Origin of the sequence: Pseudomonas sp. EMN2 (genome assembly GCF_009650555.1) — a bacterium.
Taxonomy (GTDB): domain Bacteria; phylum Pseudomonadota; class Gammaproteobacteria; order Pseudomonadales; family Pseudomonadaceae; genus Aquipseudomonas; species Aquipseudomonas sichuanensis.
On record NZ_VZZR01000050.1, the window covers coordinates 41,187 to 59,839 of the forward strand.

The 18,653-nt window shown below is 62.5% G+C and carries 15 protein-coding genes; 13 read left to right on the forward strand and 2 right to left on the reverse strand.

What is annotated here, in order from left to right:
* Nucleotides 1-41 precede the first annotated feature (41 nt).
* Nucleotides 42-1,676, forward strand: coding sequence for a phospholipase (locus tag F6X61_RS15900; protein WP_153787421.1), 1,635 nt, complete (start codon nt 42-44; stop codon nt 1,674-1,676).
* A 14-nt stretch (nt 1,677-1,690) separates the two neighbouring features.
* Nucleotides 1,691-1,882: a hypothetical protein gene (locus F6X61_RS15905; RefSeq protein WP_110993461.1), complete on the forward strand. Its 192-nt coding sequence runs from the start codon at nt 1,691-1,693 to the stop codon at nt 1,880-1,882.
* Between the two features lie 114 nt (nt 1,883-1,996).
* Here F6X61_RS15905 and F6X61_RS15910 read toward each other — a convergent pair whose 3' ends face one another.
* Nucleotides 1,997-2,557 (reverse strand): response regulator transcription factor, encoded by a 561-nt coding sequence (locus F6X61_RS15910; protein WP_153787422.1) that lies wholly within the window; start codon nt 2,555-2,557, stop codon nt 1,997-1,999.
* The gene (locus tag F6X61_RS15915) at nt 2,557-3,813 is read right to left on the reverse strand and encodes an ATP-binding protein (RefSeq protein ID WP_153787423.1); all 1,257 of its coding nucleotides are present in this window, start codon (nt 3,811-3,813) and stop codon (nt 2,557-2,559) included. Before F6X61_RS15915 ends, F6X61_RS15910 begins: the two co-directional genes overlap by 1 nt.
* Before the next feature lie 199 nt (nt 3,814-4,012).
* Between F6X61_RS15915 and F6X61_RS15920 the strand changes: the two genes are divergently transcribed.
* The 11 genes from F6X61_RS15920 (at nt 4,013) to F6X61_RS15970 (ending at nt 18,653) form a co-directional block, all read left to right on the forward strand.
* Complete coding sequence (locus tag F6X61_RS15920; RefSeq protein WP_153787424.1) at nt 4,013-4,732, forward strand: SIMPL domain-containing protein; 720 nt, start codon at nt 4,013-4,015, stop codon at nt 4,730-4,732.
* Nucleotides 4,733-5,041: 309 nt separating this feature from the next.
* Nucleotides 5,042-6,667 (forward strand): ABC transporter substrate-binding protein, encoded by a 1,626-nt coding sequence (locus F6X61_RS15925; protein ID WP_153787425.1) that lies wholly within the window; start codon nt 5,042-5,044, stop codon nt 6,665-6,667.
* Nucleotides 6,668-6,884: 217 nt separating this feature from the next.
* Complete coding sequence (locus F6X61_RS15930; RefSeq protein ID WP_153787426.1) at nt 6,885-8,477, forward strand: ABC transporter substrate-binding protein; 1,593 nt, start codon at nt 6,885-6,887, stop codon at nt 8,475-8,477.
* A 175-nt stretch (nt 8,478-8,652) separates the two neighbouring features.
* Complete coding sequence (locus F6X61_RS15935) at nt 8,653-10,020, forward strand: OprD family porin (RefSeq protein WP_153787427.1); 1,368 nt, start codon at nt 8,653-8,655, stop codon at nt 10,018-10,020.
* Between the two features lie 71 nt (nt 10,021-10,091).
* Nucleotides 10,092-11,687 (forward strand): ABC transporter substrate-binding protein, encoded by a 1,596-nt coding sequence (locus tag F6X61_RS15940; RefSeq protein WP_153787428.1) that lies wholly within the window; start codon nt 10,092-10,094, stop codon nt 11,685-11,687.
* Between the two features lie 74 nt (nt 11,688-11,761).
* Entirely contained in the window at nt 11,762-12,772 is a 1,011-nt protein-coding gene (locus tag F6X61_RS15945) for an ABC transporter permease subunit (protein WP_125465371.1), read from the forward strand.
* Between the two features lie 10 nt (nt 12,773-12,782).
* On the forward strand, nt 12,783-13,709 hold the full coding sequence (locus F6X61_RS15950; RefSeq protein ID WP_153787429.1) for an ABC transporter permease subunit: 927 nt from the start codon (nt 12,783-12,785) through the stop codon (nt 13,707-13,709).
* A 10-nt stretch (nt 13,710-13,719) separates the two neighbouring features.
* On the forward strand, nt 13,720-14,688 hold the full coding sequence (locus tag F6X61_RS15955; RefSeq protein WP_153787430.1) for an ABC transporter ATP-binding protein: 969 nt from the start codon (nt 13,720-13,722) through the stop codon (nt 14,686-14,688).
* Nucleotides 14,688-15,656, forward strand: a complete 969-nt coding sequence (locus tag F6X61_RS15960; RefSeq protein ID WP_125465374.1) for a peptide ABC transporter ATP-binding protein — start codon at nt 14,688-14,690, stop codon at nt 15,654-15,656. Before F6X61_RS15955 ends, F6X61_RS15960 begins: the two co-directional genes overlap by 1 nt.
* 150 nt (nt 15,657-15,806) lie before the next feature.
* Nucleotides 15,807-17,426, forward strand: coding sequence for a metallophosphoesterase (locus tag F6X61_RS15965; RefSeq protein ID WP_178125830.1), 1,620 nt, complete (start codon nt 15,807-15,809; stop codon nt 17,424-17,426).
* 417 nt (nt 17,427-17,843) lie between these two features.
* Nucleotides 17,844-18,653: an AraC family transcriptional regulator gene (locus F6X61_RS15970; protein WP_153787432.1), complete on the forward strand. Its 810-nt coding sequence runs from the start codon at nt 17,844-17,846 to the stop codon at nt 18,651-18,653.

Genomic DNA, 18,653 nt, shown 5'->3' on the forward strand with positions numbered 1-18,653 from the left:
AGTTAAAAAATGGATTATCCCGACATCGCAAGGAGCTGATCATGTCAGGAATGCAAACCGCGCCCGTGGCCAACCAAGCCCAGGCCAAACAGGTCGTTGCCGACCTCGATCAATTGTTCGACCCGCAGGGCATCGAGCTTCCCGGCCCGGACAGCCAGCTGATGCTGGTCATGCACGGCCACCACACCCTCAAGTACCATCGCTTCGGCGTGCCGCAAGGCACCGGCCAAGCGCCCAAACGCAAACCCGAGCTGTTCTTCGAAGGGGGTGAGCACACCGCCATTGGTGACAACACCCTGCTGCGTTACGAAGCTGGCCAGCCGGGCATCCCCGCCCACCAGTCGCCCCTGCCGTTGCCCAACGGCCTGAGCCTGACCTACGGCCAGGTCATCGCCCTGGGCGGCGACTTCTATGGCGTACCCGAGCGGCCCATCGCCGACGGCGCCAGCGAGGCCGAACGCATCACACGCTTCACCCAGGCCTTCGACTCCCTGGCCCGCCTGCCGGCGGCCAAGGACGAGGCCGGGCAGATCCTGGCCGTGATGCAGGAAGAAATCGCCGCCGCCAACCAGGCTATTCAGGACGGCCGCCAGCCCCATGAAGCCTACGACGCATTGGGCGACAGCCTGTCGGCACGCTGGAACCGCATCACCGGCGGCGGCAGTTTCGCTTCCGACCTGTTCCCGCTTGGCCGCTACCTGAAGCTGGCCGCCAGCAACTGGGACCATTTCGGCCCCTGGGCGCTGTTGGCCTACCAGGCCGGCCACGCCGCCGCCTTGCAGCAAGCCGTGAAGGCGCGTGCCAGTGGCGAAGAGCGCGACCTGCAACTGGCCTACGCCATGAATGCCTTCGCCGATCACTTCCTCACCGACCTGTTCTCCGCCGGCCATTTGCGGGTGCCGCGCAAGGCATTGGCCGACAGCGTCACCCCGAGCGACGTCGGCTCGCTGATCTCGCGCTTCATGCACGATGAAGACAGCAAGTACGGCCTGTTGGTGCGCAACGCCGAAGGCGAGCAATGGCGCGCCTATGGCGACAAGCGCTACTTCGACAGCGTCGATGTGGCCAACCGTCGCCAGGTCGGCCGGGCCGTGCAGCGCTCGGCTGACGAGGTGTTCCAGGCCTTTGTCGATGGCCGCCTGCCCTTGACCAAGGATTATGCAGCCCTGCGCCTGGCGCCGGACCTGCACGCCGCCGAGCAGGACCTGGTGCCGGGCAACTTTGCCCCGCTGTATTTCCAGGACGGCAAGACCGTGCTGCGGCGCAAGGACGTCAACAACCTCAACGACCGCGAGCGCATCGGCGACTGGTGGGGCTGGAGCACCTACCTGCTGCTCAAGGACTACAAGCCCAATACCCCCAGCGGATTCATCGCCGCACCGAGTGCTTCACCGGCCATCATCGGCTGGCAAAGCAGCGAACCGGACGGCCTCAACTGGCAGCGGGGCAACTCGGTGCGTTACGCCTTCAGCGTGAGCGAGCAGTTCAACGAATCCTATATCGGGCCGTGGAGCGCCTATGCCGAACTGGGCGGGCAGTTCCACCCGACCGTGCAGGTGCCGCTGGACGGCAAGCAGCGCGGGCGCAACCTGTTCCGCCAGTTCCGCGGCGGCTCGCCGGAGCTGATCGCCAGCCTTGATGGCGTGGCAACCACTTACATCGATCGCAATGCGTGACAAGGAGGTCACCGATGAACATCAGGATCAAACTGGAGCTGGCTTCGGGTCAGTCGCTGGCAGGCATGCCGCTGGAGCTGTTGCGTGATGGCAAGGTCATTGGCCGGGCCAAGGTGCCGGCGGGAGGGCTGGTGGCGTTCGAGGCGCCTGCTGGTGCAGGGCCACTGGCGGTGCGGGTTGACCGCTCGGGGGTAAGCGCCTTCTAAAAACAATCGCGGGGCAAGCCCGCTCCTACGGGTGGACTGTCCCCGAGGGTTGGATTGGTGTCCAACTTCTTGGGAGCTGTCCCCCCGTGGGAGCGGGCTTGCCCCGCGATGCCTTTAGCGCCGTACCGGGCGCTTCTGCAACTTGCGCTGCAAGGTGCGCCGGTGCATGCCCAGCGCTCGCGCGGTGGCAGAGATATTGCCTTCATGCTCGCCGAGCACGCGCTGGATATGCTCCCACTGCAAGCGATCCACCGACATCGGGTTTTCCGGCACCAGGGTATCCAGGTCGGTGTGCTCCGACAGCAGTGCAGCCAGCACATCATCGGCGTCGGCAGGTTTGCACAGGTAGTTGCAGGCACCGCGCTTCACCGCTTCGACCGCCGTGGCGATGCTCGAGTAACCGGTCAGGATCACCACGCGCATCTCCGGGTCCAGCTCCAGCAGCTTGGGCAGCAGCACCAGGCCCGAATCGCCCTCCATTTTCAGGTCCAGAGTGGCGTAGTCCGGCAGGTCCTGCTCGGCCAGCTTCAGGCCTTCCTCGGCAGAGCTTGCGGTACTCACGCGGAAACCGCGGCGGCTCATGGCCCGCGCCATGACCCGGGTGAAGGTGGCATCGTCATCCACCAGCAGCAGGTGCGGCAGTTCTTCGCCTTCGACCTGGATTTCTTCGCTCATCATTCATCTCCTCGCTTGCCATGGGGCAGGCGTAATTCGGTCAGGGTGCCACCCTGCTCATGACTATAGAGTTTCACCGAACCACCCGCACGCGTCACGCTGGCCTTGCTCAAGAACAGGCCCAGGCCGAAGCCTTTGCCCTTGGTGGTAATAAAGGGTTTGCCGATCGCTTCGGCAATGGCCGGCGGCATGCCGGGGCCATGGTCGCGGATGCTGATGACGATGTCCTGGGCGTCCCAGTCAAGGCGCACCTCCAGATCGTCCGGGCAGGCATCGGCGGCATTGTTCAGCAGGTTCAGCAGGGCCTGGGTCAGGTCGGGCGGCGGCGCCAGCCGCGGTACCTGGCCATCGCGCAGGCGCTGGAAACGGTAGCTGGCTTCCGGGCGCATCAGGTGCCAGCGGTTGAGCGCTTCGTCGAGCCAGGCCGTGACGTCCTGCTCGACGATGGCCAGGCGCCGATTGGCTTCGGCAGCGCGCACCAGTTGCTGCAGGGTTTCCTTGCACAGCTTGACCTGGTCCTGAAGGATCTGCAGGTCTTCCTGCAGCAGCGGGTCGGTGTGGTCCTGGCGCATTTCATTGAGCAGCACGCTCATGGTCGCCAACGGCGTGCCCAGCTCATGGGCGGCGCCAGCGGCCTGGGTGGCCACCGCCAGCAGTTGTTCGTCGCGCAGGCTCTCTTCACGGCGCTCGGCGCGCAGGTGCTCCTGGCGGCGCAACTCCTCAGCCATGCGCGCGGCGAAGAAGGTAATCACCGCTGCGGCCAGGGCGATACTCAGCCACATGCCGTAGACCTGCATGGTGTCGCGCGACTGCGGCAAGGCCTCCAGCGGGTAGAACTGCACCAGCAGCAGGCTGTAGGCCACCAGCGCGATGCCCGACAGCACCAGCGAGTAGATCCACGGCAGCGTGACGGCGGCGATCGCCAGCGGCACCAGGTAATAAGAGACGAAGGGGTTGGTCGAACCACCGGAGTAATACAGCAGCGCGCTGTGGATCAGCAGGTCGCAGGCCAGCTGCAGCGCGTACTCGAGTTCGGTGACCGGCAGTGACAGGCGCAAGCGCACGGCGGTGAACGCGCACAGCAGCGACGACAAGGCCAGGGTGACCACCAGCGAGAACCATGGCAGCGGCAGCAACTCGGTCCAGTAGGCCACGCCCACGGAGCCGGCCTGGGCAGCCAGGACCAGGATGCGGATGAAGGTCAGGCGCCAAAGGTTCTGGCGTGTAGCGGACAGCGGATGTGCGGCGGCGAGCATGAGCTCTCCCGATGAGGCTCCAGAAAAATCGGCTGGAGTATACCGAAGCCAGGCGCCTCGCTGCAGCGATGCGGCAAAGCGCCACACTTTGTCACAGATTCATGATGGCATTTTTGAACCCACTACACTGTCCCCGGTCTGATCGGCCATGCGTGGCACGAACGTTCCAACCACGCTTTTCATTGCCAAGGAGCTACACATGCACATTTCCCGTCGCGGCAAAGCCTTTGCCCTGTCCTGCGGCCTGCTCGCCACCCTGCCCGCCGTGGCCGCCGACGAGCCACGCTACAACCAGGTGTCGCTGCGCGCCGAAGTCAGCAAGGAAGTCGCCCGCGACCTGATGGTCGTGACGCTGTACAGCGAAGCGCAGAACAGCGACCCGGGCAAGCTCGCCAAGCAGATCACCGAAACCATGAACAAGGCCGTGCAGCAGGCCCGTGACGTGAAGGACGTGAAGATCAGCCAGGGCAGCCGCAACAGCTACCCGATCTACGACACCAAGGGCCAGAAGATCACCGGCTGGCGCGAGCGCGCCGAGCTGCGCCTGGAAAGTGCCGATTTCCCGGCCCTGTCCAAGCTCACCGGTGAATTGCTGCAGGACCTGAAGATGGGCGGCATGGACTTCTCCATCGCCCCGGCCACCCGCAAGACCAGCGAGGACGAGCTGCTCAAGGATGCCGTGGCCGCGTTCAAGGCCCGTGCCCAGTTGGCCACTGAAGCGCTCGGCGGCAAGGGCTACAAGGTGGTGAGCCTGAACCTCAACAGCAGCGGCTACCCGCGCCCCTACCTGCGTAGCGCACCGATGGCGATGATGGCCAAGGCTGCCGACGAAGCGGCAGCGCCAGCGCCTGATATCGAGGCCGGCACCAGCGAAGTCAGCATGAGCGCCGATGGCCTGATCGAAGTCCAGGTGCCCTGACCCTCCAAGTGGATGTCAGTGGCGATGAAATCCGCCACTGACAGCACTTTCCGACTATTCCTACGCACCAATCAGGTGCGTCCGCCTGTCATGCAAAATGCGAAACATCTTGAAATTCTTACCATTTTGGAGCGCGCAAACGATCAACATTCGCCAAACTTATATGAATGCGACATCCATGTACGACCGTCCCACGTTTTGCCGCCAACCACTCTGCTGAGTGTTGCATTGGGAATAGCCCCTGCATAAGTATCCGCAGGTCGGCTCACGAGGCCGCCTCACTCAAAAAATGACAACAATGAGGCCACCATGCTCAAACACGCAGTCATTCCGTTCCTGGTCGGCGCAGGCTTGCTAGCCGGCGCTCCGTCCGCCCTCGCCGCGACCAACCTGGTGTTCTGCTCCGAAGGCAGCCCGGCCGGTTTCGACCCTGGCCAGTACACCACCGGAACCGACTTCGACGCCTCCGCCGAAACCATCTTCAACCGACTCACGCAATTCGAACGTGGCGGCACCGCGGTGATTCCGGGCCTGGCCACCAAGTGGGAAGTGTCCGACGATGGCAAGGCCTACGTCTTCCACCTGCGTGAAGGCGTCAAGTTCCACACCACCGATTACTTCAAGCCGACCCGCGAATTCAACGCCGACGACGTGCTGTTCACCTTCAACCGCATGCTCGACAAGGACCAGCCGTTCCGCAAGGCGTACCCCACCGAATTCCCGTACTTCACCGACATGGGCATGGACAAGAACATCGCCAAGGTCGAGAAGGTCGATGACCACACCGTGAAGTTCACCCTCAACGAAGTCGATGCAGCGTTCATCCAGAACCTGGCCATGAGCTTCGCGTCGATCCAGTCGGCCGAATACGCCGACCAGTTGCTCAAGCAAGGCAAGCCCGCCGACATCAACCAGAAGCCGATCGGCACCGGCCCGTTCGTGTTCAGCAAGTACCAGAAGGACGCGCAGATCCGCTACAAGGGCAACAAGGACTACTGGAAGCCCGAGGACGTGAAGATCGACAACCTGATCTTCGCCATCAGCACCGACGCCTCGGTGCGCATGCAGAAGCTCAAGAAGAACGAGTGCCAGGTCACCCTGTTCCCCCGCCCGGCCGATATCCAGCCGCTGAAGCAGGACCCGAAGCTGAAGATGCCCGACCAGGCCGGCTTCAACCTCGGCTACATCGCCTACAACGTGATGGACAAGGTCAAGGGCAGCAACGAGCCTAACCCGCTGTCGCAACTCAAGGTGCGTGAAGCTCTCGACATGGCGGTGAACAAGCAGCAGATCATCGAGTCGGTGTACCAGGGCGCCGGCCAGCTGGCGGTCAACGCCATGCCGCCAACGCAGTGGTCCTACGACACCACCGTCAAGGATGCCAAGTACGACCCCGAAAAGGCCAAGCAGCTGCTCAAGGAAGCCGGCATCAAGGAAGGCACCGAGATCACCCTGTGGGCCATGCCGGTGCAACGCCCCTACAACCCCAACGCCAAGTTGATGGCCGAAATGCTGCAGTCCGACTGGGCCAAGATCGGCATCAAGGCCAAGATCGTCAGCTACGAATGGGGCGAGTACATCAAGCGCTCCAAGGGCGGCGAGCAGGGTGCCATGCTGATTGGCTGGAGCGGCGACAACGGTGACCCGGACAACTGGCTGGGCACCCTCTATGGCTGCGACGCCATGGACGGCAACAACTTCTCCAAGTGGTGCTACAAGCCGTACGACGACCTGATCAAGCAAGCCAAGGCCACCTCCGACCAGGCCAAACGCACCGAGCTGTACAAGCAGGCGCAACACATCCTCAAGGAACAGGTGCCGATCACCCCGATCGCCCACTCCACCGTGTATCAACCCATGAGCACGTCCGTGAAGGATTTCAAGATCAGCCCCTTCGGCCTGAACTCCTTCTACGGGGTAAGCGTGGACAAGTAACGGCCATGATCGCCCCGCCCGCACGGGTTGCGGCGGGGCGACGACATGACCGGGCGGCGCGTAGGACTTTTCCACCGCACTCGCCGGAATGCTCCCGCTCCCATATCAGTATCTGAACCATGGCTCCCACACCTTGACGCCTCTATCGTCAGGGCCGGGATGTCATCGCCGCGCTTTGCCTGTCGCGGCCAGAAAAGACCAGGACAAAGGATTTGCCATGCGCCCTACCACGCTGTGCTCCACCCTCTTTGCACTCGGCCTGCTGAGTCACGCGCCGCTGACACTGGCCAACAACCTGGTGTTCTGCTCCGAAGGCAGCCCGGCAGGCTTCGACACCGCCCAGTACACCTCGGCCACCGACAACGATGCCGCCGAACCGATCTACAACCGCCTGGTCGAGTTCGAGCGCGGCGGCACCGCCGTGCATCCGGCCCTGGCCACCGACTGGCAGGTCTCCGACGACGGCCTGCGCTACACCTTCCACCTGCGGCCCGGGGTGAAGTTCCACGCCAACAAGGGCTTCAAGCCCACCCGCGATTTCAACGCCGACGACGTGCTGTTCACCTTCAACCGCATGCTCGACAAGCAGCACCCGTTCCGCCAGGCCTACCCCACCGAATTCCCGTACTTCATCAGCATGGGGCTGGACAAGAACATCGCCAAGATCGAGAAGACCGCCCCGCTGACCGTGGTGTTCACCCTCAACAAGGTCGATGCCGCGTTCATCCAGAACCTCGCCATGGCGTTCGCCGCGATCCTCTCCGCCGAGTACGCCGAGCACCTGCTGGCCGAGGGCCGGCCGAGCGACATCAACCAGAAACCGATCGGCACCGGCCCGTTCGTGTTCCAGCGCTACCAGAAAGACGCGCAGATTCGCTACAAGGGCAACAAGGACTATTGGGCGCCCGACCAGGTGAAGCTCGACAACCTGGTGTTCTCCATCAACATCGACCCATCGGTGCGCATCCAGAAGCTGCGCCGCAACGAATGCCAGGTCACCCTGCACCCGCGCCCGGCCGACCTGCCCGCACTCCGGCAGGACAGCAAGCTGCAGGTGCTGCAGCAGCCCGGCTTCAACCTCGGCTACATCGCCTACAACACACAGCACCCGCCCTTCGACCGCCTCGAAGTGCGCCAGGCCATGGACATGGCGGTGAACAAGCAGGCGATCATCCAGGCCGTCTACCAGGAGGCCGGGCAACTTGCGGTAAACGCCATGCCGCCCACCCAGTGGTCCTACGACGACTCGCTCAAGGACGCGCCGTTCGACCCGCAGAAGGCCAAGGCCCTGCTCAAGCAGGCCGGGGTCAAGGAAGGCACCGAGATCACCCTCTGGGCCATGCCCGTGCAGCGCCCCTACAACCCCAACGCCAAGCTCATGGCCGAAATGCTTCAGGCCGACTGGAGCAAGCTCGGCATCAAGGTGCGCATCGTCAGCTACGAGTGGGGTGAATACCTCAAGCGCATGAAAAGCGGTGAGCACGATATCGCCCTGATCGGCTGGACCGGCGACAACGGCGACCCCGACAACTGGCTGGGCACCCTCTATGGCTGCGACGCCATCGGCAGCAACAACTATTCGCTGTGGTGCGACCCGCAGTACGACGCGCTGGTCAAGCAAGCCAAACGGGTCACCGACCGTGAACAACGCAGCGCCCTCTACCAGCAGGCCCAGCAACGCCTCAAGCAACAGGTACCGATCACGCCCGTGGCCCACTCCACGGTCAACCAGCCACTGAGCAGCAACGTCAACGACTTCAAGGTCAGCCCCTTCGGACGCAACGTTTTCTCCGGCGTCAGTATCGATTGACCCCTGCATCGTCTGGCCGGGAGTGCGACCCACTCCCGCGGCCGCGTGCAGCCTGGATTTGCCTGGCGACCCCAGGCGGATACCTGCAGTACCGCGTCACCGTTGCAGGCCCGGCCCACGAGGCACGGGTAATAACTAAAAGAACAGAAAGGGAGCTTTGATTTTGAAACGCACCATGAAAACCGCATTGGCCTTGTCTATCGGCGCCTTCAGCGCCCTGGCCCAGGCCGAACCGATGAGCCAGGAATTCGTCCCCACCACGCTCAAGTCCAGCAGTGAACAAGCCGAAGCCAAGGGCTTCATCGACGGCCAGAGCCTGTCCGGCAGTACCCGCAACTGGTATGCCCGCGAACGCGCCACCCGCGCGCCACTGTGGAAGTACTACAAGAGCGACGGTACCCGTCATCCCACCCACAGCCGTGACAACTGGCTGCAGGGCACCATCCTCAACTACAGCTCGGGCTTCACCGAGGGCACCGTCGGCTTCGCCGTCGAGGCCGCGGCCTACAATGCCATCGCCCTGGAACAGGGGCGCGCCGCGGTAGCCGGCCCGAACAACCGCACGCTCACCCACAGCGACGGCGACGTGATCGGCCAGTGGAGCAAGATGGGCCTGGGCAACGTCAAGGCGCGGGTGTCCAACACCACCCTCACCGTGGGCCGCCAGTCGGTCGACACCCCGATGATCGCCTACATCGGCAACCGCGCGCTGCCATCGAGCTTCCAGGGTGCGTTCCTGCACAGCGCCGAGTTCGACAACCTGTCGTTCGACCTGGGCACCTTCGACCGCGTCTCGCCGCGTACCGAACAGAGCCTGAGCAAGTTCCGCAGCGAGTACAGCGCCACCGGTGTCGAAACCGACCGCGCCAGCACCGCCGGCATCAACTACCAGCCGCTCAAGAGCCTGAGCACCAGCCTGTACGCGACCAAGGTCGACGACTTCTGGAACCAGTACTACTTCGGCGCCAACCACGTGCTGGGCGACAGCGCCGTGTTGAGCCTGACCACCGGCCTGAACTACTACAAGACCGTGGACGCCGGCAGCAAGAAGATGGGCGAGATCGACAACGACACCTACAGCCTGTCGTTCGGCCTGACCCATCAGGCGCACACCCTGAGCGCGTCGTGGCAGCAGGTAAATGGCAACGAGTACTTCGACTACCTGCATGAAACCAACGGCATCTACCTGGCCAACTCGCTGCTGTCGGACTTCAACGGCCCCAACGAGAAATCGCTGCAGATCAGCTACGTGCTGAACATGGCGCCGTATGGCGTACCGGGCCTCAAGTTCAACCTGTACAACGCCCGTGGCTGGGGTATCGACGGCACCCATTACCGGGGTACCGCCTACGACGTCAATGGCCTCGACGGCGAAAACCACTACGAGTGGGGCTTCGGCACCAGCTACGCAGTGCAGAGCGGCCCACTGAAAGACACCAGCATCCGTGCCACCTACACCGCCCACCGCGCCAGCAAGGCCCAGGGCGATGGCAGCCTCGACGAGTTCCGCCTGGTCACCACCATTCCATTCAACATCCTTTGACCGCTGACGCCACGGCCCGACTCCCCACGGGCCGTGGCGGCTACGCTGGAATAGCACTGCAGGGAGGTTTCATGAAATCGTTACCGCTACGCGCTGCCCTGGCAGCGGTCATCCTGGGCGCTGCATCCACCGTTGCGGCCAAGCCGCTGGTGGTGTGCACCGAGGCCAGCCCCGAGGGCTTCGACATTGTCCAGTACACCACCGCCGTCACCGCCGACGCCTCGGCCGAAACCATCTTCAACCGCCTGGTCGACTTCAAGCCAGGCACCACGGATATCCAGCCGGCCCTGGCCACCCACTGGGACATCAGCCCGGACGGCCTGGTCTACACCTTCCACCTGCGTGAAGGCGTCAAATTCCACAGCACCGACTACTTCACCCCTACCCGCGACTTCAACGCCGACGACGTAGTGTGGAGCCTGAACCGCCAGCTCAGGCCGGACCACCCGTGGCACGACAAGAGCAGCGTCGGCTACCCCTATTTCGAGAGCATGGCCTTCAAGGACCTGCTCAAATCGGTGGAGAAGACCGACGACCACACCGTGGTGATCACCCTGACCCGTCCGGAAGCCCCCTTCCTGCATGACCTGGGCATGGCCTTCACCTCGATCTACTCCGCCGAATACGGCGACCAGTTGCTCAAGGCCGGCAAGACCGGCGACCTCAACAGCAAGCCGATCGGTACCGGGCCCTTCGTGTTCCAGCGCTACAACAAGGATGCCCAGGTCCGCTTCAAGCCCAACCCGGACTACTTCCGTGGCAAGCCACCGGCTGACGCTTTGATCTTCGCCATCGCCACCGACAGCAATGTCCGCCTGCAGAAACTGCGTGCCAACGAGTGCCAGGTGGCGCTGTACCCCAAACCTGACGACGTGTCCTCGATCAAGGCCGACCCGAAACTCAAGGTCGCCGAGATCGAAGCGCTGGTCACCGGCTACATCTCGATGAACACCGAGCACAAGTACCTGAGCGACGTACGCGTGCGCAAGGCGATCAACATGGCCTTCGACCGCCAGACCCACGTCGACCAGTTGTTCGGCAAGGGCAACGCGATGGTAGGGGTCAACCCGTATCCACCGACCATGCTCGGCTACAACAGTACCAACCAGAACCCGCCCCACGACCTGGACAAGGCTCGCGCCCTGCTCAAGGAAGCCGGCGTTCCGGAAGGCACCGTGATCACCCTTTTCACCCGCAACGGTGGTGGTCCGACCAACCCCAACCCGCGCCTGTCAGCGGAAATGCTGCAGGCCGACCTGGCCAAGGTCGGTATCAAGCTCGATATTCGCGTGATGGAATGGGCCGAAATGTTGCGCCGGGCCAAAAACGGCGAGGCCGACCTCGTGTCAACCGGCTGGGCCGGTGACAACGGCGACCCGGACAACTTCCTCAGCCCGCTGCTCAGCTGCGATGCGGCAAAATCCGGCGAGAACTATGCGCGCTGGTGCAACCCCAAGTTCCAGCAGTTGATCACCCGCGCCCGTGAAGCCATCGACAACGACGAACGCGCCAAGCTCTATAGCGAAGCGCTGGCGGTGTACGATGAGGACCAACCGTGGATCAGCATGGCCCACCCGAAGATGTTCACCGCGATGCGCGAGAACGTCGAGGGCTACGTGATCAACCCACTGACCAACAATAACTTCGCCACCACCAAGGTGAAGTAGAACAACAACGACCGCCGGCGATCTGCAAGGCAGCCGGCGGCTCTGCCCTTAGTGGCTGATGAGGTACCCCAAACATGTTGAGTTTCATTGCCCGGCGCCTGGGCCTGCTGATCCCGACCTTCTTCGGTATCACCTTGCTGACCTTCGCGCTCATACGCCTGATCCCCGGCGACCCCGTCGAAGTGATGATGGGCGAACGCAGGGTCGACCCCGAAATGCACGCCCAGGCCATGGAGCGCCTTGGCCTGAACAAACCGCTGCCAGTGCAGTACCTGGACTACGTCGGCAAGCTTGCCCAGGGCGACCTCGGTGAGTCGTTGCGCACCCGCGAGAGCGTCTGGCACGAGTTCACCACACTGTTCCCGGCGACCCTCGAACTGGCCTTTGCCGCCCTGCTGTTCGCCGGCATCATCGGCCTGCTGGCCGGGGTGATCGCCGCGCTCAAGCGCGGCTCGCTGTTCGACCACGGCGTCATGGGCATCTCGTTGGCCGGCTACTCCATGCCGATCTTCTGGTGGGGCCTGATTCTCATCATGTTCTTCTCTGTGAGCCTGGGCTGGACGCCAGTCTCCGGCCGCATCGACCTGCTCTACGACATCGAGCCGAAGACCGGCTTCATGCTCATCGACACCCTGCTCAGCGACGAAGAAGGGGCGTTCAAGGACGCACTGATGCACCTGATCCTGCCGGCCATCGTGCTGGGCACCATCCCGCTGGCGGTGATCGCCCGAATGACCCGCTCGTCGATGCTCGAAGTGCTGCGCGAGGACTACATCCGCACCGCCCGCGCCAAGGGCCTGTCGCCTGCCCGCGTAGTGTTCATCCACGGCCTGCGCAACGCCCTGATCCCGGTGCTGACCGTGTTCGGCCTGCAGGTCGGCACGCTGCTGGCCGGCGCAGTGCTCACCGAAACCATCTTCTCCTGGCCGGGCATCGGCAAATGGCTGATCGAAGCCATCGGCGCCCGTGACTACCCTGTGGTGCAGAACGGCATTCTGCTGATCGCCTGCCTGGTGATCCTGGTCAACTTCGTCGTGGACATCCTCTACGGCCTGGTCAACCCACGCATCCGCCATCAGCGCTGAGGACTTCGTCATGACCAGCCCGATTCCAAAATCCGTCACTCCGCCAGCCGCGGTTGACCACAGCTTGCTCTACCCCTCGCCCTACAAGGAGTTCTGGCAGGCCTTCTCGCGCAACAAAGGCGCGGTGGCCGGCCTGGCCTTCATGACCCTGGTGGTGTTCTGCGCACTGTTCGCCCCCTGGGTGGCACCGCACAACCCCAGCGAGCAGTACCGCGACTTCCTGCTCACGCCGCCGGTGTGGCTCGAAGGCGGCACCTGGCAGTTCATCCTCGGCACCGACGAGCTGGGTCGCGACCTGCTTTCGCGCCTGATCCAGGGCGCACGCCTGTCGCTGCTGATCGGCCTGTCGTCGGTGGTGATGTCGCTGATCCCCGGCATCCTGCTGGGCCTGTTGGCCGGGTTCTTCCCGCAGATCCTCGGCCCGTCGATCATGCGCCTGATGGACGTCATGCTCGCCCTGCCCTCGCTACTGCTGGCCGTGGCCATCGTCGCCATCCTTGGCCCTGGCCTGATCAACACGGTGATCGCCATCGCCATCGTCTCGCTACCGTCCTACGTGCGCCTGACCCGCGCCGCGGTGATGGGCGAGCTGAACCGTGACTACGTGACCGCCGCACGTCTGGCCGGCGCCAGCCTGCCACGGCTGATGTTCGTCACCGTGCTGCCCAACTGCATGGCGCCGCTGATCGTGCAGGCCACCTTGAGTTTCTCCTCGGCGATCCTCGACGCCGCCGCCCTGGGCTTCCTCGGCCTTGGCGTGCAGCCGCCCACCCCCGAGTGGGGCACCATGCTGGCCTCGGCGCGCGACTACATCGAGCGTGCCTGGTGGGTGGTGAGCCTGCCCGGCCTGACCATCCTGCTCAGTGTGTTGGCAATCAACCTGATGGGCGACGGCCTGCGCGATGCGCTGGACCCGAAACTCAAGAACGCCGCCTGAGGAGAACGCCATGTCACTGTTGCAGATCAACAACCTGAACGTGCGCTTCGGCGACGCCAATGCAGTACCGGTGGTGGACGGCCTCGACCTGAACGTGGACGCCGGCGAGATCCTCGCCATCGTCGGCGAGTCCGGCTCCGGCAAGTCGGTCACCATGATGGCCCTGATGGGCCTGATCGACGCCCCCGGGCGCATCACCGCCGATGCCCTCACCTTCGACGGCACCGACATGCTCAAGCTCAGCGGCCGGCAACGGCGCAAGGTGGTGGGCAAGGACATCGCCATGGTCTTCCAGGACCCGATGACCGCGCTCAACCCCAGCTACACCGTGGGCTACCAGATCGAGGAAGTGCTGCGCCAACACCTCGGGCTCAAGGGCAAGGCCGCCCGCCAGCGTGCCCTGGAGCTGCTGAAAAAAGTCGAGATCCCGGGCGCCGAAAGCCGCCTGGACGCCTACCCGCACCAACTGTCCGGTGGTATGAGCCAACGGGTGGCGATCGCCATGGCCATCGCCGGTGAACCCAAGCTGCTGATCGCCGACGAGCCGACCACCGCGCTGGATGTGACCATCCAGGCGCAGATCATGGAGCTGCTGGTCAACCTGCAGAAAGAGCGCAACATGGCGCTGATCCTGATCACCCACGACCTGGCCGTGGTCGCCGAGACTGCCAAGCGCGTGTGTGTAATGTATGCAGGCCAGGCCGTCGAGGTCGGCCAGGTGCCGGAACTCTTCGACATCCCCGCCCACCCCTACAGCGAAGCGCTGCTGGCGGCCATCCCCGAGCACAGCATCGGCGCCGAACGCCTGGCCACCCTGCCCGGCATCGTCCCCGGCCGCTACGACCGCCCGCAGGGTTGCCTGCTGTCGCCACGCTGCCCTTACGTGCAGGAAAACTGCCGCCGCCAACGCCCCGCCCTCGACCCACAGGCCCATAGCCTGGTGCGTTGCTTCTACCCGCTCAACCAGGAGGTGGCGTGATGGCCGTCGTTCTTTCAGCCCGTGAGCTGACCCGTCATTACGAAGTGTCCCGCGGCCTGTTCAAGGGCCATGCTCTGGTGCGCGCGCTGAACGGCGTATCGTTCGAACTGGAGGCTGGCAAGACCCTGGCCGTGGTCGGCGAATCGGGTTGCGGCAAGTCGACCCTGGCCCGTGCCTTGACCTTGATCGAGGAGCCGTCGTCCGGCTCGCTGCAGATCGCCGGCACCGAGGTCAACGGCGCCGGCAAGGCCGAGCGCAAACAACTGCGCCGCGATGTGCAGATGGTGTTCCAGAGCCCCTATGCCTCGCTCAACCCACGGCAGAAGATCGGCGACCAGTTGGCCGAGCCGCTGCTGATCAACACCTCGCTGAGCAAGGCCGAACGTCGCGAGAAAGTGCAGAAGATGATGGAGCAGGTGGGCCTGCGCCCCGAGCACTACCAGCGCTATCCGCACATGTTCTCCGGTGGTCAGCGCCAGCGCATCGCCCTGGCCCGGGCGATGATGCTGCAGCCCAAGGTGCTGGTGGCGGATGAGCCCACTTCTGCGCTCGACGTGTCGATCCAGGCCCAGGTGCTGAACCTGTTCATGGATCTGCAGAAGGAGTTCAACACCGCCTACGTGTTCATCTCCCACAACCTGGCGGTGGTGCGCCATGTGGCTGACCAGGTGCTGGTGATGTACCTGGGCCGGCCGGCGGAGATGGGGCCGAAGGAGGATATCTACGAGAAACCCCTGCATCCGTACACCCAGGCACTGTTGTCGGCGACACCGGCGATCCACCCGGACCCGCTGAAGCCGAAGATCCGCATTGCCGGTGAACTGCCCAACCCGCTGAATCCGCCGGATGGCTGCGCGTTCCACAAGCGTTGCCCGTATGCGACGGAGCGTTGTGCCAAGGAGGTGCCGGCACTCAGGCAGGTGAGTACACGGCAGGTCGCCTGTCACTATGCCGAGCAGTTTCTTTAGAAACTAGCTGATAAAAAACCCGCCTAGGCGGGTTTTTTATCAGAAAACATGAGTGTGCACACCTGACAATATTGTGAGTAGCCGACGTGGTCACTCATGATGAAAGATGTTCGTGGACGTTTGTCTCACCCATCGTTCAGGAGCACTCGCATGAGCCCTAAAAATGTCACCGGCGGCCTGTTCTCTTTTATTATTTCTTCGGACCCACAGTACCCGCGAACCGAAGAAGGCTACGATACAGACCCCGAAAAAAAGAAAGAAGCACTTGATTTTCTCATAGCCAACTACTCTGACATGCAGCGATACCGCGACACCCACAATAATCGTGTGATTCCTGTTTTGGTCAACGGCGATATTACGGAGTTTGGCGACAAATCCGATGAGCCTGTGGGCGGTAGAACCTACCTGACCGAGATGAAGGAAAGCGTATTCCCCATTCTTGGCGATAAAAACAATGTTCTGATCGGCTTGGGCAATCACGGCTATGACAACAACGTGAACGACAGTGCCGACAATGGTGCCGCAGGTGGCATGCTGGAATGGTTTCCAGGCGCAAAACCGAGAACCTGGGTCGACGAAGATGAACCCCCGGGGCAAGGAGAGTCCGATGAAAACGACTCAAACTTTGACTGGCGACACAACTTTTACGATGGTTGGACAGGCGATATCTGGTACGTATTCGGCTCATACGCTTATGCCGTGGAGAAAAAGGATCCCGGCCTGTCTGGCGCGACCTATCGTTTCATTCAACTGAACAACTACCCTGAATACGCAAGGCACTTCGAGACTGGCAGCTTTGTCGGAGATGAGCATATCTACAACGTCACCCCATCCACCGGATGGTTAGCATTGCAGTTGCAGCGCGCAGCCGAAAAGCGGCAGATCGTTATTGTGTCCACGCACCAGCAACTGCTGCCACGCGCCATTCTGGATCTTTTGGAGTCGTCTAATGTGACACTGATATGTGTCGGCCATACTCATAGTCTTTCAACTAGCATTGGAGGAACACCGCAGTTACCGATCGTCAATAGTGGTGCAAGCTTCTTGGGTCACTACCTGATTGCCGAAGCTGCAGGCGAATCCCTCAACATCTACGCGGTGACTGGCAACAACCACAGCCAAAAAACCTCAATTGGCACGGTTCCATTGAAGGTTGCCAATGGTCATGTTCCCCAAACTGATATCGGCCGCTACGCCATCTTTGAAACTCAAGACGAATGGACCAACAACATCGGCGCCTACGTATCACTCGCCAAAGGTGAGGTTTATTACTTGCATAGCGACGGTTACTTCAACGACCTTGTAGTATCGTGCACCATCAACAGAGCCGACCAAGGTACTGTCATCACGGTCTTTGACCATCCCGGCGATGAGGATGTTGAAGGGGGTGACTTTGATCACTATAACGATGACTACGCCGTCATCACCATCAAGAGAACACTCAATCACCCTATTAGAATCCCCTCATTCGAAGTAGACATGGAGAACGATTTCTTTTCACTCAAAACGCACTATGTCAATGGGCTTGATCGCAAGATATCCCGCGTCAGCGTAAAACTGGGCAGCCTCGCACCTACGCACAATCAGGAGGCTCGTCAAGCGCGTAATCAATTGAAGCAGCAAGTTGCGCTGAAGTTGCTGGAGGGGCAGATGGACATCTCGCAGGCCAGCGGCATACTGGATATCGGCCCAATTACCCTACGCCGCTGGATCGAGAAAATGCACAGGGCACGCGAAGACAAGCGCAACGCTATTCAAGGCGCCGAATAGCGGCGAGCCAAGCCTGCATCTGCGGGTAGACGGCTTCTGTAGATGCAGGCTTGCCTGCGACGGTCCGCGATGCGGCCCCTGTAATATCAATGCATGAAGAACCAGAGCAGGATGATCACCGGAATCGGTACACCAATCATCCACAGCAGTATCGAGCGCATGGTCTTTCTCCTTATTCGAGGTCTGGACTGGATCGGTGCAGCAGCCATGCCACTTGTTTCAAATGATGACACTGTTTGAAATCAAGGCGTTGGGACTCTGCGCCGAGACCTGGCCATGCAAAACGCCGGATTGCCCCCGGTTGCACAAGGTGTTTTGCAAGGTACACCGCTATTTTGCTCAGCCAGACATGTGCCGCTTGCAAGCGCATACCCATCGATCTTGTCATCACGCCCGAGCCCAAGGCACTATCGGCCCATGACTTCTACCCCCCTCCCCGACGGCCCCGGGCAAACCCCGCTCACCGCCGACACCGTCATGCGCTACCACCTGTGCTGGAAGCATCGCGACCTGGACGGGGTGATGGCGCTCTACCACCCGGAGATCCAGTACCACGACTTCTTCCAGAACCGCGTGCTCGGCTTTGACGAGCTGCGCGACTACGTGCGCGCCTGCCTGCCCCACGAGGCCGGCGAGGACATCGTCCACAGCGACCGCATTCGCGTCGACGGCTGCACCGCGTTCATCCAGTACCAGGTCACCGTACAGGGGGGCGAAGGACTGGTGGCGTTCCAGTCCAGCGAGGCGATCACGGTCAAGGACGGGTTGATCTGGCGGATCAACGAATACGCAACGCTGGTGCGCCAGCACGCCAAGGGCAGCCAGGCAAACGGCCCGCGCCCGGCCACCAGCCGCCTGGGCCTGTCGCCGCGCCAGCTGTCGACCATGGCCCAGGATCTGGAGCACTACTTCAATCACCAGCGCCCCTACCTGGACCCCGAACTTGACCTGCAACAAGTGGCCGACGAAAGCGGCTACAGCCGCAACCAGATTTCCTACCTGCTCAACCAGGTGCTGGGCCAGAGCTTCTACCGCTACGTCAACCAGGCGCGCCTGCAGTACCTGATGGGCGGCCTGGACAACGGCAGCGCCGAAGCCCCTATCGACCAGTTGGCGTTCAACGCCGGGTTCAACTCGCTGTCGGCGTTCTACAAGTGCTTTCGCGAACATACCGGGCTATCGCCCAAGGCCTACCTCAAGCAAATTTCCCTGCGTGCACGCACGTAA

Coding starts and splice junctions, on each gene's coding strand:
- F6X61_RS15900 (WP_153787421.1), top strand. CDS start 42: ATGTCAGGAATGCAAACCGCGCCCGTGGCCAACCAAGCCCAGGCCAAA.
- F6X61_RS15905 (WP_110993461.1), top strand. CDS start 1,691: ATGAACATCAGGATCAAACTGGAGCTGGCTTCGGGTCAGTCGCTGGCA.
- F6X61_RS15910 (WP_153787422.1), bottom strand. CDS start 2,557: ATGAGCGAAGAAATCCAGGTCGAAGGCGAAGAACTGCCGCACCTGCTG.
- F6X61_RS15915 (WP_153787423.1), bottom strand. CDS start 3,813: ATGCTCGCCGCCGCACATCCGCTGTCCGCTACACGCCAGAACCTTTGG.
- F6X61_RS15920 (WP_153787424.1), top strand. CDS start 4,013: ATGCACATTTCCCGTCGCGGCAAAGCCTTTGCCCTGTCCTGCGGCCTG.
- F6X61_RS15925 (WP_153787425.1), top strand. CDS start 5,042: ATGCTCAAACACGCAGTCATTCCGTTCCTGGTCGGCGCAGGCTTGCTA.
- F6X61_RS15930 (WP_153787426.1), top strand. CDS start 6,885: ATGCGCCCTACCACGCTGTGCTCCACCCTCTTTGCACTCGGCCTGCTG.
- F6X61_RS15935 (WP_153787427.1), top strand. CDS start 8,653: ATGAAAACCGCATTGGCCTTGTCTATCGGCGCCTTCAGCGCCCTGGCC.
- F6X61_RS15940 (WP_153787428.1), top strand. CDS start 10,092: ATGAAATCGTTACCGCTACGCGCTGCCCTGGCAGCGGTCATCCTGGGC.
- F6X61_RS15945 (WP_125465371.1), top strand. CDS start 11,762: ATGTTGAGTTTCATTGCCCGGCGCCTGGGCCTGCTGATCCCGACCTTC.
- F6X61_RS15950 (WP_153787429.1), top strand. CDS start 12,783: ATGACCAGCCCGATTCCAAAATCCGTCACTCCGCCAGCCGCGGTTGAC.
- F6X61_RS15955 (WP_153787430.1), top strand. CDS start 13,720: ATGTCACTGTTGCAGATCAACAACCTGAACGTGCGCTTCGGCGACGCC.
- F6X61_RS15960 (WP_125465374.1), top strand. CDS start 14,688: ATGGCCGTCGTTCTTTCAGCCCGTGAGCTGACCCGTCATTACGAAGTG.
- F6X61_RS15965 (WP_178125830.1), top strand. CDS start 15,807: ATGAGCCCTAAAAATGTCACCGGCGGCCTGTTCTCTTTTATTATTTCT.
- F6X61_RS15970 (WP_153787432.1), top strand. CDS start 17,844: ATGACTTCTACCCCCCTCCCCGACGGCCCCGGGCAAACCCCGCTCACC.